This window comes from Paenibacillus sp. HGF5, from assembly GCF_000204455.1.
Classification (GTDB): domain Bacteria; phylum Bacillota; class Bacilli; order Paenibacillales; family Paenibacillaceae; genus Paenibacillus_AQ; species Paenibacillus_AQ lautus_A.
Genome location: NZ_AEXS01000019.1, coordinates 34,782 through 49,737 on the forward strand (window position 1 = coordinate 34,782; position 14,956 = coordinate 49,737).

Consider the following 14,956-nt stretch of genomic DNA (forward strand, 5'->3'; position numbering starts at 1 on the left):
CCTCCTTATCGATGCTCTATACGAAAAGCATTATTTTTCATTTCCATCAGGTGGTAGACGGAGAATTCATACACAGGACCGAACTCGATGTCGCTTGGCGCGAACGGAAACGCGAGATTTCCTGCCGTTGATTTCCGGCCTTCGTAGCCGTAGTGCAGGAAAGTGGAACGCACCGTCGCGCAGATGCTGTTTGCCAACTCCTGCGTCTTGGCCACCACTTCGAACATGACGCCGATCTCGTGCCCGTCGAACGACTCGGGCTCCTTGCTTCCGAGTACGCCGTTCTTGCCGTAGTTGTAGAATTGAATCCGATAATCCGATTCCGGAATTTCCCGGTAATATTCCCGCGCCTGGTTGCGCACATAATCTTCAACCTCTTCGAGCTTCCCGATGAGGATTGGGTCCCGGATCCCGGCGACCACGAAGGTTCGATACGCGACGCGCCTTGCGCCTTCCAGTTTGATGAAATATTTCTCCGCCGGAAGGTACCTGCTGCCCGTCACGCGAACGACGCCTTTCTCCACTTCCTCGAATCGACAGTTCTCCAAATCAAGCGTAAATCCGGGACCATGCAGAATATACGGATGTTCCTTCTCATAGAAGGTATGGGCGGCAACGCTGGTCGGGCTGCACGTCCGGTTCGGGTTAAGCGATTGAACGGTAAACGAATCATCGCTTATCGTGCCAAGAATGCTATCCTTGGTTGTGCCAGGTTCGGCGCATAGTGCGCCGCATTCCAATATTTTTCCCAGATGATAGGATAGCCCCGGGTCCTTGCCATGATAGATCCCGATCGCCGCGAATGGGGACGGATCATAAGCCCGGCCGCATACGATAATGTCTCCGCCTTGTTTAAGCGCTTCCACAATAGGTTCGTGTCCCATCTGAGCAACGATGCTGTTCGTGGAATCAATTCGCTCCCGGGTCAGTGGCGGTATGTTCGGGCTCAGTCCCTTGATTCTTCCTTCTTCGCTTGCCAGATGGATTTCCTCCTGCGTAAAATCCGCCCAGATAACGGACACTTTGGCCTGAAGACCCCGCTCATCCAAAATCTCATCAATGATATCCAGCGTCCAGTTCACATGGGTCCTTGCTCCCGAGCCGCCGGCCGATCCGATGATAATCGGAATTTTCCGAGGCAAACCCTGGGTGATCATGATGTCCAAGTCTTTCTTAACCGCGCGCTTGCTGACGATCGAAACGCCGGCGCCCAGCTTATGCGGTCCGCCATCCGTAGATCCTGCATCCACGACGATGCCGTGCAGTTCAAAGTCCATTCCGTTCATAAAGGATTGTTCAGGAAAGCCATATCCCAGCATGCCGCAGGGTGATAGAATTCGAATGTCTGTATTCATCTGCAGTCCCTCTCTACCCACATATTCACCCATGACCATTGGATAATTGGATTATCCAATTTGTGCTAAAAGGGGTGCATTTTCCCCCTCTTAAACATGAATGTGGTTTTTCTGTATGTTTTCTTTAACCCGGCTAAGATGGTTCAGCAAAGCCAACTTCGCTTTTACCGGATCCCGTTCCTTAATGGCTTGCATAATAAGTAAATGTTCTTCGTAGACCTCGCTCTTTCGCCCCGGTATCTGCGCTGTTTTGCTCAGCGTCCGCTGAAGCAAATCCATATGCAGTTCAATCATATTGACAAGGACCACGTTATGCGTGGCTTTGGCGATCGACAGGTGAAATGCCTGATCCGGCTTCGAGCGATCCTCCGCGTTCTGATCGATCTGTCCCCATGTCGCGAAGGCGGCCTCAATCTCGGCAATATCCTCATCGGTTGCGCGCTTTGCCGCCAGCTCCACGATTCCCGTCTCGAACAATTCCCGCGCCTCTAACAACTCGATGATGGTAGCGCGTTCAATGTTGTCCAGAATACGGCTGCGATCCTCGGCAACGTCCAGTGCCTTGCTCAGGAAACGTCCGCCGCCCGGTCTGGCTTCAATCAATCCTTCGCGCTCCAGAATACGAAAGGCTTCCCGCAATGTTCCGCGGCTAATGCCGAAGGACTGGGCCAACTCCCGTTCTGTCGGCAGGACATCACCCGGAGCCAGATTCCCTTCCAGAATCAGATTCTTGATCTGTTCGATAACATCCTCGTACACCCGATGATATTTAATCTTCTTAATGGTCATATGACTACCCTCTCTATCCCTACTTGCGCAAACGATAATTGGGTGATCCAATTAACCGCACGTTTAGCATAAACGCATCTGAATAGGCTGTCAAGCATTAAAATAGCGCTTTCATCGATAGAATTACGGTAGTTTTGACCTATAAGGCAGTAAAAACCGGATAATTGGGTCACCCAATCATCCGATCTTTTGGACGCTTGAGTGCCTCGAGATGGTGATCCATGGGACATAATAAATAACCCCGCTGTGGACGAAAATCCATGACAGGGTTTGTGCTCTTAGACTTCAAATTTATGACTGCAATCTCCGTTTGGTCCGTTGCCATCTTATATAACCATATAAGCCGCCCAATAGTACGAAGCCTCCGATCGCTGCTGCTGTTTGCCACCCGCTGCTCCGCTCCATCATTCCAAACGTTACCTGGGTCTGCAGGGTTTCTATCCGTTCATATTGCTTGGCCAGATCCAGATCCTGCGCATGTCTCTGTGTTAGCACCATCCCTTGCAGCATCATAAATGCAAAATATCCTATATATATCGCTGCGGCAAACAGCACGGATTCCATCGCCAGACGTTTACGCGTCAATATGATCCCCACCTCTCTCGTTCTAGTTTTCTAACCAATACCACCGTCTTTATATCCATTTCACAATCTCACTGATGACATAAGCCGCCGGAATGATCACGAGCTGGGCCAGCATCGTTCCGAAAAACCGCGAAACCATCAGCATCGTATACACCTTGCCCAGCTGTTCCCTCGCTTCCTCATTGCGGGTGGCTTTGTCCGTAATCAAACCAAGCTGGGGATCGATAAATATCGTTAAGATAATCGTTGCAATCCCGTTGATCAGTCCGGACGCTTGGGAGGCCATGGTGCTGTACTGGGGCACGAGATGTGCGGCATACAGGGATGCCAGGACACCCACCGTGTAAAAAGCCGTAACCACGATATTCAGCAAAATGAACCGTTTAGGTACGCCTAAGTAGCGAAACTGGCTCCACTTCAAATTCGGCTTCCTGATGTAATGCCGTGTATTCTTGAGCTGCCCAATGGTCACGCTCGATACAAGCTTCGGGATGGATCCGGCAACCTCCAGTTTACTGATAATGCGGCTGAACAGATTGACGAAGGTAGGAAACAATGCGATCGCGACAATCGTACCGATGGATGCGGCCAGCAATATCGCCCTGAAATAGGTGAGCACGTCAAACGAAGGATCCACTTTTGCATAATCTACGAATTTGCCCGTCAGCGGAGCTTGAACCAGGTTGGACGTTCGGGAAACCAGCACAATGATTCCGGTCAAGGATAACGCCACCGCAATTTTGTTCAACTTCACTCCGGCATATCTCGCAGAGTATGACAACGTCTCCGCCGTATGAATAATCATCGTCAGGACAAACACAACGATCAAGCTCTGTATCATAGAGGGTTCCTCCCCACCTGAGGTGCAGGCTAAGTCGTACCATATCATGTCATCGATTGAATCTGCAGTCTGTTTCTCCCTATATGTCTATCGCATTTACGGCCGGATTAGTACGTGCCCTCCCTGTTCTTGAAGCATGAATGCCGTCCGGTCATAGATCTGCTGCAATTGCTGCCGAGTGATCAGGCTTGCGTTATGTTCAAACGTCACATGGAACCGTGAATTACGGGCGGCAACGTATTGCAAATAGGCGTAGGCTTCTCCATAGTCCGCATCATGATCATGCTCCGGCAGCACCGGCAGATGATGCGTGAACTTGTCATTCTCGTATAATACGTTACTGTAATGGACCAAATAAATCCGGGACGCCATCCGATCGAGAAACGGGTATGGGTCAAAACCTTGAAAGGCCCTGCGAGCTATATCAAGCCTGGCCGTATCCAGCACAAACCCGATGTCGGGATAAGCATGAAAGCTATCGATCAGCACATCCCCGTAATCTCCAAAGAAATCATGCTCTAGCACGATGCGCTGCCCATAGCGAAGCTGGAGTTCACAGAGAAACTCGAATAACCGCTTCGACATTTCCCGGAATTTTCCTTTGCCCAATTGGTTGTAATTGTAACGATCCTCGGGGCCAGGAAGTCTCGGGTACGGCGTGAAAGGCTCCTGAAAGACCGGATAAAACGGATAATGAAAGAGCATATAATCTGCCCCCACACTGGAGGCTAACTGAACCTCTGCCGAGATTTGTTCAAGCGCTTCCCGAAAGACCTCGGGTTCGGGTGCATTGACTTGAGGCAACCGATATCCCGCTTCACGAAGAATCGGGGCATGAACACCGAACGCGATTCGCTGGTTACTGCAAAAATCGCTAACCTCAACCAACGCCTCCCGATTCGGAAAGCCGCATATTTCCATCCCGCTAATATGCTTATCCGCAAGCCGTTCCCATCGATCTTCCGTAAACTGATCCCACATGCCTATCTGTAAACGGCGCTGAGTCATGTGCTCAGCTTCTTTCGAATAAGACGAATTTGCCCGCGATGGTTGATCTCGTCCTCAAAGACGTGGAACCACATAAAATAGTAATTTGCTTGCTTGTTATACCAGAATGGCTGCTCGATATAAAGCCATTCATCCGTAACCGACCGGAACAAGTCGAAGGTCCGGTTTCGGACTTCGTTTAACCGCTCGATATAATAATCGAGGTCATGGCCTCGTATTGCGGCTCTGCCTTCATCGCCCAGATTGAGGGCGGGCCCCCATTTCCGCAGCTCATCCTGGCTTAATTCGCGCTCTTCGAACGTGCTGGCCTGATAGGCATATTCCACGGCGGCAGCATGCAGCAGCAATGCACCGATCGAATTCCCCCCTTTTTCTGCGACGAAATCGAGCTGCTCCATGGTTAAACCCTTGACCTCTTGCAGCGTCGTGAACCTGGCATAATTCATCATCGACAGCAAGCGGCTAATATCCGGTGAATAACCGGGAAGGTCCGCGATGAGCAAATGCGGGTCATTCTGAAACATGTCCATCACCTTCGTTTCTTGGTTCTATGTACTTTCCTTACCGGGGCCGGCACGGAAATCACAACTCAGCCTGCCTTTATTCGCCCAAACCTATTTTAACATTATTTCCCTCCCGCGTATCCCGTTTCCTTCAGCAGATCACAATGTACATCGTTCAACGCACTCGCGTGGTGATATGCAAGAGGATAACGAAACGTGGGCCTCCTCCGGAACGGAGGAACCATGCATTAGTTTAAACTGCTGCTGCATCGATAATAATGGAACTAGAGGGTCTATGTCCGAAACTTGTCGCCTGAACAGGGGGATTCACATGTGGAAAATGGTGCTTTCCTACATTCCGGATTGGAAGGTTTTTATGCAAGGTTTTATCGCTTTTTTGGTTCCATATATCATCTCAAGGTTCTTTAAATGGGTTCATCACTCAAAGGAAGACTGAGGAAATGGCAGGTATCCACAATGAAACAACATGACCATGAAAATAACAAAACATTGGATCCCGCTCAAAGCTTACGAGAGCGTTTTACGGGAAAATTCGCCTTGGATCTTGAACTGGTGAGAAACGAGATCGGCCATAACTCGGATGTGCGCATTAGGGAGTTTTACATTGGAGGCACTGGCATTTGTGCGGCCATCATATTCGTAGACGGATTGTCGGATAAAGAACTCATCGACAAACACATTATGAATTCGCTTATGGCGAGTTTCTTCGAAAAAAATGATCAGGATCCATCCCTTGTGCAAGGAGTCATCTCAAAAGAGTTTATTAAAAATCAAGTTCTTACCATTAGTGAAGTAACAGAAGCGCTTCATGTTCATGATTTGGTGTCCAAAATATTGACAGGTTCGACTGCACTGTTAGTGGATGGCGTGCAGAATGTGCTCATACTCGGTACAACCAAAGGGAAATCGCGCAATGTTGAAGAACCGTCATCGGAGCCATTGGTTCGAGGTCCGCGGTTAGGTTTCACGGAATCGTTAAGTGATAATACCGCCCTTTTACGACAGCATGGAGACAACACCAACTTATCCATCATCAAGTTTCAAGTAGGAGAACGTTCAAAAAAAGAACTTGTCATCGCCTATATCAAAGATATGGCGGATCCTGCCTTGGTGGAAGAGGTGCAGGAAAGAATCAAAAAAATCAATATAGATGATGTACCGGAATCAGGCTATGTGGAGCAGCTCATCGAGGATAATTATCTCAGTCCTTTTACACAAGTACAGAATACGGAACGTCCCGACCGTGTTTATAGTGCCTTGATGGAAGGACGAGTTGCCATCTTGTTGGATGGGACGCCTTTCGCTTTAATCGTTCCGGTTTCATTAAGTATGATGCTGCACTCACCAGAAGACTATTATGATCGCTGGTTGCCGAGTTTTCTCATTCGCCTATTACGTTATTTCGCGGCCCTTATATCGCTTTTTGGTCCCTCCTTGTATATTTCGTTTGTCTCGTTTCACCAAGGGCTGATCCCTACTAAACTGGCCTTATCCATCATGGGCACGAGGGAAGGCGTACCGTTTCCCGCCATAATCGAAGCCCTGATCATGGAAGTGGCCATCGAGATTCTGCGTGAGGGTGGTTTGCGATTGCCTAAACCTATTGGTCCGGCCATGGGTATCGTTGGCGGATTAGTCATAGGGGAAGCAGCCGTACAAGCGGGGATTGTCAGTCCCATTATGGTGATCGTGGTGGCATTGACTGCCATTTCTTCGTTTGCCGTCCCTCAATACAGCGCTGGAATTACGTTTCGCATGCTTCGATTTGTAGCCATGTTTTTCGCTGCTGTCTATGGATTGTACGGGGTCGTTCTGTTTTTCCTTTTCCTTTGCAGCCATTTAGTAAGGTTGAAGAGTTTCGGTGTTCCCTTTATCACTCCGGTCGTTCCTTATCGAGTAAGTGATTGGAAAGACTTTATGATTCGAATGCCGCTTCTGAAGATGAAACGCTTTCGGAAGGCGATACATAAGAAAGATTCCATCCGCTAAGGATAGCTCTTTATGAAAGGAAATAAAACAACATGATGGGTAGTTCAAAGGGCCAAATTACGAATTTGCAGGCAGCGGTTATCCTCGTCAATTATATTCTTGCAGCCGGGATCCTCACCCTCCCCCGCACTTCCGTGGAGAAGGTGCAAACACCCGATGTGTGGATCACCGTTATTTTGGGCGGGCTCATCGCCATGCTCGTAGGGCTGATCATCGTGAAATTAAACCAGCGATACCCCGAAAAAACCTTCTATCAATACAGCCAAGAAATTGTAGGAAAATGGATGGGCGGGTTCCTCAGTTTACTTATTATCGGTTACTTTTTTACACTTTCTGCATATGAAGTCAGAACGATGGCAGAAGTAACCGGCCTTTTTTTGCTGGAAGGTACCCCCACCTGGGCCATCATCCTTCCTTTTATGTGGATAGGTCTTTATCTGATCATAGGAGGAATAAACACGATCGCCCGTTTGTTCGAAATCATATTCCCTATTACCATCGTCATTTTTTTACTGGTTGCCTTTTTGAGTTTAGGCATATTTGAGCTGGATAATCTCCGTCCCGTGTTAGGATTGGGAATTGTCCCCATGCTAAAGGGAATAAAGACAACCGCTCTCGCTTTTTTAGGTTCTGAAATTATGCTGCTCCTTGTTGCGTTTATGAAACAGCCGGACAAAGCCGTAAAAGTCGTTCTAGTTGGCGTATTCATCCCTTTGCTCTTTTACGTCATCACCGTTGTTATGGTCATCGGAGCCCTATCGATCGATGGGGTGGTCACGAGTACATGGCCTACGCTGGAGCTTATGCGAAGTTTTGAGATCCCCGGTTTGATCTTTGAACGGTTTGAATCTTTCTTGCTTGTCATATGGATTATGCAAATATTCACGACCTTTACCATTACCTACTATGCGGCTGCTCTAGGGCTGGCCCAACTCTTCAAAAAAAAGATTCACCCATTTGTATATGGCTTGGTTCCGATTATTTACGTCATTGCCATGGTTCCAAAAAATATCAATGACCTATTTAAACTTGGGGATATGGTCGGCAATGTCGCGTTAGTATTATTTACCGTACTGCCGGTCATCTTACTTCTAGTATCGAGCGTGAGAGGTGGAAAAGCTTGAAGCACATGACGATACGAACCCTCTTCAGTGCGCTGTTGGTCCTTACGCTCCTACCGCTTACTGGATGCTGGAGCAATAAAGAAATTGAAGATTTGGGCCTCATTGTAGGTACTTCGTTGGATTTGGAAAAACAGGAGGAGTCTCGGGAAGAGTCTGCGGGACGAGCAGGGGGGCCTCCTCGCCGGGATCGAATTACGATAACCAATCAATTTGTCACCGCAGAGACAACAGGCAAAGGCACAAAAACCGGTTCTTCACCACAAAAAGCTTATAACAACGTTTCCGAAACAGGAGATACGATCCTGCCGACCTTACGCAATATGGTTTTAAGAATCGAAAAGCACGCATTTGCCGAGCATTCCAAAGTGATTATTGTTGGCGAGGATCTTGCACGCACCTTGGATCTGCAAAAGATCTTGGATTTTTTTATCAGGGAACAGGAGATGAGGCCAAGCGGACTCCTTCTCATCGCTCAGAACCGTGCGAGCAAAACGCTAGAATCGAAAAAGCCGATGGAAATTCCAGCGTTTAAACTCGTTGAAATGACACATGGTCACGAAAGAACCACCAAGATTTTACCCCCGACTACACTGACCAAGATTGAGGGGAAGCTGCATTCAGGGACCAGCTTTCTTTTGCAAAATGTCGTCTCGTCGTCGAATGGAGACATAAAATTTTCAGGAGCTGCCGTCATTGAAGGGAAAACGAAAAAACTACGCGGTTTTTTGAATGAACAGGAAATCGAAGGCTTAACGTGGATAACCGGAAAGGGGAAAGGCGGTTTGGTTAAAAGCGTGGATAAAAAGACGGGCCAGCCTATTATATACGAAATATTGTCTATGAAAAGTAAAATTAAACCTCATGTTGATGGAAACGACATCTCGTTTAATATAGAAATTGAGTCTGAAGGAAGAATCGCCGAGCATTGGGTGGTTTCGGAGAAAACTATGGAAACTGAGTTTTTGAAAAGAACGGAAAAAGCGATTGAAAAAGAGGTTGAGCGTTTGGTAAAGAATGCACTCGATAAAATTCAACATGAATACAAAACAGACGTTTCCGGTTTCGGAAACAAATTGAGAATCAAGTATCCTCATATATGGAAGACAGCCAAAAAAGATTGGGATCAAACCTTTAGCGAGGTTCCGATCAAGCATGAGGTCAAAATAACGATCAAAGATTATGGGACGTCCGATGAATGAGTCCGCTGTATATTCTTCTTCATCCCAATGGTGAATCGCCGAAAGCCCAGTTTCTCGTAATAGGGTTCCAGACCTTCCTCACACATTAGTTGCGGGAAGACCCGGGACTTCTCGCAATGTTCAACCAATCGATGAAGAATCTGTCGGCCAATCCCTCTGGACTGATAATCCGGATGTACGCCTAATCCGCATATAACGCCTGTGATCACCCCGTCGGAAATCACGCGTCCCATGCCCACTAATTTCTGTCCTTCATACGCATAGACGGCATACCAGCTATGCAAGCACATCGTTTTCAATTCGGTAACGGACAGATGAATAGAGTTCCAACCAAGCGAAGCGTACAGAGCCTCCAGTTGCTGAAAATCCTCTGGGGGCTCTGAGGTATAGAACACAGTTTGTTTCATACAATCACCATCCTTTAGGATATGGTTACCGGGTATGCCATCACGCTCATTAAAGCATTCTCCGCCTGAGTGGAATCGAGGCGGCTGTATTGAACGAACACAGGTGCACTGCTTATAACTTCCATGGCATAGGGAATACCCGAAGGAATGCCTTTCCCTTCGTCCGTTTGAAGCGAGCTGGTCCGTATGTGCTTGGTTCTTCTTGCTTGCACGATGGTTTCCATTCCCAGCAATGGATCTCGATCCTCGAAGTAAGCATGAATCGTAACCACTACGTCCTGCTCGGTTAAGTTCAAAACACAGACGGATTCATGACTGGTTAGTTCTCCGCTGCTTTCGGGAGGGATATACCCGTCGGGAATAATCCATTGTTGTTCACCTTTTGACATGCGTTTCGCTCCTCGCTCGTATGATTTAGGGTGTTTTGAATAGATTCGCTGCGGGCGCCGAAGTTCCTCTTTTTCAGGAAGGGACCCGGCATGTTACCGCAGAAACAGGGACAACGGCTGGAGTCCAAGATTCTTCAAAGCCCCAACCACCATATCGGCCAATTGGGCCGCTCCGCGCTGTTGAAAATGGGTATTGTCCATTACGCCCTGCGGGAAACGAAGAAATTCCCCCGGCCTTCCCCACATAAACACGGATTTGGTCCCTTCCGGACCCAACCGGTTAAAATACTCCAGACTCAGCGCCGCCAAATCGACCAAGGGCACCTGCTCCTCCGCGGCCAGCTCCCGAACGGCCGTAATATAATCGCCATGCGTGTCCTCCAGCCTTCCCTTACCATCAAAATAGCGGCGGTGAACAGGGGTAACCAGGATCGGAGTCGCCTGTTTCTCCAGGCAAACGTCCACGTACCGTCTTAAAAACTCCCTGTATGTCGAGTTAGGTTCCGTATACCTTCCCTCGTCGCGCTTCTGATCGTTATGGCCAAACTGAATCAGCATATAATCATGGGGTTTCATCTTCTCCCGGATTTGCTCCAGGATTCCCTCCGCAATAAAGCTCTTGGAGCTTCGGCCGGAACGTGCATAATTGCTCACGGCCGCATCCGCTTTTATGAATGCGGGCAGCATTTGCCCCCACCCGGCATAGGGATATCCGTCCGCAGGCTGGTTTGTTACCGTCGAATCCCCAGCCAGAAACACCTGGCACGCATGCGGTGCAGGCAGCACTTCCAGTGCGTTAATTCGGGGAGCCCGCCCAGAAAAGTACAATACGATTTTGCCTTGAACCGCTGGCACCGTCATACTGTAACGTTCAAAGTGGCCTGCCGGGATGAGTTTCCCATCCAGCAGCATCTGCCCTTCCGTCCCCCGAATGGAGGTTTCCGTATCAAACCAGGCATCGCCCATCAACAAATGCAAAGTGTACAGGCCATCCGCCACATCGACCTGATACGCAGCATTCAGCGGTATGATAAAATCACCCGTTAATACCACTTCCCCCGCCCGATTCGCGGGGGAGACATTGGATAGGGAATGGAATCCGTAGCCAAGCTCAGGACTATATAAGGTCTCAGCGGTTATTTTGATATGTTCATGGCCTGGCGCTTCCGTACCGAAATCGAATTTATACATGTTTTGCAACGAACTTCACCTCTCCCGGTCGAATTTCATCTAAGTCCATTATGGAACGGTAACCGCCGAACATACATTCAAATAACCGTCCTCCATGTTCAAATAACCGACTAATTAAAGAAGCGCCGCCCCGATTATCCCGGGTGTCGGAATAACCTCGCACGTATTGACAGCGTTTACAACCCGGTACATAATGTGTACACAACATTTTAGGACCAGCGCAAGGAGACGTTGCCGTGCAAAAATGGATGACGATCTATAAAAATATGAAAATCAAAAATAAGCTTTCCCTTCTTATCAGCCTAATCGTTGCCATGGCATTTGCGTTCGCCGTCATCGTCCAGCAGTATGCCTTCTCCATCTACGACGAGCAGCTGTACCTCAAATCATCCCAAGTCCTTCACCTGTCTTCCTCCGCGATTGAGTCAGAGCTCGAACGGGTCGAACAGCTATCCTTTAATATCATTACGGATACCCAGATCCAGAATATATTGCGTTCCATCGCCGGGAGCGAATCCGATTATGACAGGCTCATCCTCCGGCAGCATTTGGTGGACCGCCTCCTGAATTATGTAGGCTCCGAGCCCATGCTTTACTCTATTCACCTGATCGATTCATATGACCATCAACAGGACGTCGGCAGCGTCGTCCCGATTGATCCTGCCAAGAAGGAACGGATTCTTCAGCTTGCCGGGGACGCGGATGGAGAAGAACGCTGGATATACCCGGACGAAAGTGATCCGGCTCTTCTGCTTTCCCGGGAAATAAGATCCTATTCCGGCACATTATTCGATCTTAACTACTTGGGCACCATCATCATTCGCATCAATATGGACAAAATCGTTCGGAAATCTGCCGGAGGTGAAGGCGACCTGATCGTGACCTCGGGTGCGGATGTGATCTATCCCGCAACGCCGCACTTCGATCCGGCGGTTATTCAATCCTCCCTGTCATCCGGAAACGGGTACCTTACCCGGGAAATCGATGGCCACACCTACTTCATTGCGCATAACCGATCGGGCAACACGGGCTGGACATATATGAATGTCACGCCGTTTAACCAAACCTTCAAGCAAATCATATTCATTAAAGAGCTTGTCATCATCGTTTTCACCGTTATTTTCGCGGTTGCGATTCTGCTCGGCATCAGGTTCAGCCGGGGGCTGACACGTCCTATCGAAAGTCTCATCACCCGGATGAAACTCGCGGAAAAAGGAAACTTTGCGGAAGCCAACGTGCTGCCTCAGGACGCAGCTCCCGTCGCCATGAACGAGCTGGGACTGCTGCATCGCACTTTCCGTCTCATGATCGAGCGAATCAACGCCCTCATTACCGAAAACTATTCAAACCGGCTGTTGATCAAAGAGACCGAGTTTAAAGCGCTGCAAGCGCAAATCAATCCTCACTTTCTGTATAACACGCTGGAATCCGTGAACTGGCTGGCGAAGATGAACAAGCAGTTCCAAATCTCCGACATGGTGCAGGCTTTAGCCTTCCTTCTCCGAAACTCCGTCAGTTTGAAGGAGCCTATTCTGACATTAGGGGAAGAATTGGAGATCGTCCGAAACTACGTCATCATACAAAAATTCCGGTTCGAAGACCGCTTACAATTTACACTGGATGTACAAGAGCAGGATCTGCACCGCAAAATACCCAAGCTGTCCCTTCAGCCCCTGCTCGAAAATGCAATTCATTACGCGCTGGAGCCATCCGTTGACCCTTGTCGAATTACGTTGTCCTGCAAGGAGACGCCTTCCGCATTCTGCATCATCGTCGAGGATGACGGTCCCGGTATGGCGCCGGATACCCTGACGCGGCTGCGAAACGGCGATTTGGCCACCAGCGGCAACGGAATCGGACTGTTAAACATCGAAGAACGGATCAAGCTGGCTTTTGGCGACCATTACGGTTTATCCATCGACAGCGGACCGGGTCTTGGAACCCGCGTGATTCTGTCTTTACCCAAATAACGGAGGGATTCGAATGTACAAAGTACTGCTCGTGGACGATGAACGGATTATTCTGGACGGCATATCTCAGATGGTGGACTGGTCGGCATACCGAACCGAGCTGGCGGGTACCGCCCAGAACGGAATTCAAGCGTATGAAAAAATCGTCAGGGAGAGCCCGGATATCGTCGTTTGCGACATTCGCATGCCCGGGCTCGATGGTCTGGAGCTCGTTGCCAAGACCTACGCCTCCCATCCTCATATCAAATTCGTGCTGCTGTCCGGCTTCGGCGAATTCGAGTATGCCAACCGCGCCATGCAATACGGCGTGAAGCATTACCTGCTGAAGCCGACCGACGAGGACAAGATCGGTGGAGCGCTGAAAGAGGTCATCGACGAGCTGACCCAGGACCGGAACAAGGAAACGTTTGTCCAGGAGATGAAGGACCGGCTCCGGAAGGTGCTGCCCCATGTCAAAGAACAGGTGCTCAAGGAGTTTGTCACCAACAAGACCTATGGGCGCCATGATCTGGAGGAGTACCGGAGCCTGTTCGAATACGATTTCGATCAGCCTGTGCGTCTTCTGCTGTTCCAGCTGGAAGGCTCCGTCGAATTCGAGCATCAATTCGCCGTGAAGAACATCGCCGAGGATCTGCTGGACACGACGCTGCTGAGTACGACGATCGGGCAGCAGGTCCTGGTGCTGATCGAGGACCGTAACGATCAGCAGCGGCTTCATCAGCAGCTCCAGGATATCCGCTGCACTTTTAAACAGTATTACAAAATGGACGTCACGATCGCGATCAGCAATCCCGGGCCTGTTACCCAGGCGCGGAGGCTGTACCGGGATACGCTGCAGTGCCTGAACTACCGGTTCTACCTGGACGAAAGCGGAATGATCACAACCGAGGATACGCTGCACGTCGGCGGTTTGGAAGGAAGCTTCGTCCTTGATGAGGAGCGGCTGTGCATGCCCGTCCGATCCGGCCATCGAAACGAAGCGGAGCTTGCCCTGACCGAGTTCGTTCAGGAACTGAAGCGTGCGCAGCTGAGCATCGAGATGACCAAATCCTATATCATTCAGCAATACGTATCCCTCATCCGGCTGACCGATCCGGACCAGATGCAGGAACGTTACGCACGAATCCCGGAAATCGCCGAGATGAGCACGCTCCAAGCAATTCAAGGCGTACTGGAAGAAACGGTTCGGGAAATCACGCTGCGAAACTTTGAACGGAACAAGGTCCAATACAATGCCATCGTGCGCAAGGTGGTGGAGATCATCGAGAACCAGCTGGGCAACTCGGAGCTTACCCTCAACCTGGTGGCAAACGACATGCTGTATATGAACGCCGACTATCTTGGCAAGCTGTTCAAAAAGGAGACCGGCGAGAAGTTCTCCAATTACGTGATGAAACTTCGGATGAAACGCGCAACCGAAATGATGCTCAGCGATCCCGATATCAAAATTTTTGAAATGGCGGAGCGGCTCGGTTTTGGCGATAATCCTCAATATTTCAGCCAAGTGTTTAAGAAACAGATCGGCTGCACGCCCTCCGAATATATGAAAAAGAGCGATTAACTTGTACGTACATCTCTGCTTTTT

At 49.3% G+C, this 14,956-nt stretch carries 14 protein-coding genes; 5 read left to right on the forward strand and 9 right to left on the reverse strand.

From position 1 onward, the window contains the following. Nucleotides 1-5: 5 nt before the first annotated feature. The 6 genes from HMPREF9412_RS02890 to HMPREF9412_RS02915 form a co-directional block, all read right to left on the reverse strand. Nucleotides 6-1,355, reverse strand: coding sequence for an acyclic terpene utilization AtuA family protein (locus HMPREF9412_RS02890; protein ID WP_036671104.1), 1,350 nt, complete (start codon nt 1,353-1,355; stop codon nt 6-8). Nucleotides 1,356-1,445: 90 nt separating this feature from the next. Then, nucleotides 1,446-2,144: a FadR/GntR family transcriptional regulator gene (locus HMPREF9412_RS02895; RefSeq protein WP_009589963.1), complete on the reverse strand. Its 699-nt coding sequence runs from the start codon at nt 2,142-2,144 to the stop codon at nt 1,446-1,448. Between the two features lie 291 nt (nt 2,145-2,435). Then, a complete protein-coding gene (locus HMPREF9412_RS02900) occupies nt 2,436-2,729 on the reverse strand; it encodes a hypothetical protein (RefSeq protein WP_254663987.1) in 294 nt (97 codons plus the stop codon). Between the two features lie 49 nt (nt 2,730-2,778). Continuing rightward, nucleotides 2,779-3,570 (reverse strand): lipid II flippase Amj family protein, encoded by a 792-nt coding sequence (locus HMPREF9412_RS02905; protein WP_009589794.1) that lies wholly within the window; start codon nt 3,568-3,570, stop codon nt 2,779-2,781. Between the two features lie 96 nt (nt 3,571-3,666). Beyond that, nucleotides 3,667-4,578, reverse strand: coding sequence for a TIM barrel protein (locus tag HMPREF9412_RS02910; protein WP_009590023.1), 912 nt, complete (start codon nt 4,576-4,578; stop codon nt 3,667-3,669). After that, nucleotides 4,575-5,102: a DinB family protein gene (locus tag HMPREF9412_RS02915; RefSeq protein WP_009589904.1), complete on the reverse strand. Its 528-nt coding sequence runs from the start codon at nt 5,100-5,102 to the stop codon at nt 4,575-4,577. The genes HMPREF9412_RS02910 and HMPREF9412_RS02915 overlap by 4 nt, the downstream gene beginning before the upstream one ends. A gap of 456 nt (nt 5,103-5,558) precedes the next feature. On the opposite strand from HMPREF9412_RS02915, the gene HMPREF9412_RS02920 reads away from it, so the two are divergent. Genes HMPREF9412_RS02920 through HMPREF9412_RS02930 form a run of 3 tightly spaced genes read left to right on the forward strand, consistent with a single transcriptional unit; the run spans nt 5,559 to nt 9,414 of the window. Next, nucleotides 5,559-7,091: a spore germination protein gene (locus HMPREF9412_RS02920; RefSeq protein ID WP_009590001.1), complete on the forward strand. Its 1,533-nt coding sequence runs from the start codon at nt 5,559-5,561 to the stop codon at nt 7,089-7,091. A 32-nt stretch (nt 7,092-7,123) separates the two neighbouring features. Continuing rightward, nucleotides 7,124-8,215, forward strand: a complete 1,092-nt coding sequence (locus HMPREF9412_RS02925; protein WP_009589869.1) for a spore germination protein — start codon at nt 7,124-7,126, stop codon at nt 8,213-8,215. A 5-nt stretch (nt 8,216-8,220) separates the two neighbouring features. Then, entirely contained in the window at nt 8,221-9,414 is a 1,194-nt protein-coding gene (locus HMPREF9412_RS02930; RefSeq protein WP_036671119.1) for a Ger(x)C family spore germination protein, read from the forward strand. Here HMPREF9412_RS02930 and HMPREF9412_RS02935 read toward each other — a convergent pair. The 3 genes from HMPREF9412_RS02935 to HMPREF9412_RS02945 form a co-directional block, all read right to left on the reverse strand. Next, on the reverse strand, nt 9,393-9,821 hold the full coding sequence (locus HMPREF9412_RS02935) for a GNAT family N-acetyltransferase (RefSeq protein ID WP_009589798.1): 429 nt from the start codon (nt 9,819-9,821) through the stop codon (nt 9,393-9,395). The genes HMPREF9412_RS02930 and HMPREF9412_RS02935 overlap by 22 nt on opposite strands. Before the next feature lie 14 nt (nt 9,822-9,835). Then, the gene (locus HMPREF9412_RS02940) at nt 9,836-10,210 is read right to left on the reverse strand and encodes a sensory rhodopsin transducer (protein ID WP_009590050.1); all 375 of its coding nucleotides are present in this window, start codon (nt 10,208-10,210) and stop codon (nt 9,836-9,838) included. Between the two features lie 93 nt (nt 10,211-10,303). Continuing rightward, nucleotides 10,304-11,410, reverse strand: coding sequence for a rhamnogalacturonan acetylesterase (locus HMPREF9412_RS02945; protein ID WP_009589880.1), 1,107 nt, complete (start codon nt 11,408-11,410; stop codon nt 10,304-10,306). A 227-nt stretch (nt 11,411-11,637) separates the two neighbouring features. Here HMPREF9412_RS02945 and HMPREF9412_RS02950 point away from each other — a divergent pair, with 227 nt between their 5' ends. Together HMPREF9412_RS02950 and HMPREF9412_RS02955 are read left to right on the forward strand one after the other, a co-directional pair. Continuing rightward, the gene (locus HMPREF9412_RS02950) at nt 11,638-13,371 is read left to right on the forward strand and encodes a cache domain-containing sensor histidine kinase (RefSeq protein WP_009589804.1); all 1,734 of its coding nucleotides are present in this window, start codon (nt 11,638-11,640) and stop codon (nt 13,369-13,371) included. Between the two features lie 13 nt (nt 13,372-13,384). Beyond that, nucleotides 13,385-14,932 carry a response regulator gene (locus HMPREF9412_RS02955; RefSeq protein ID WP_009590041.1) on the forward strand — a complete coding sequence of 516 codons (1,548 nt, stop codon included), beginning with the start codon at nt 13,385-13,387 and terminating at the stop codon, nt 14,930-14,932. Nucleotides 14,933-14,956 lie beyond the last annotated feature (24 nt).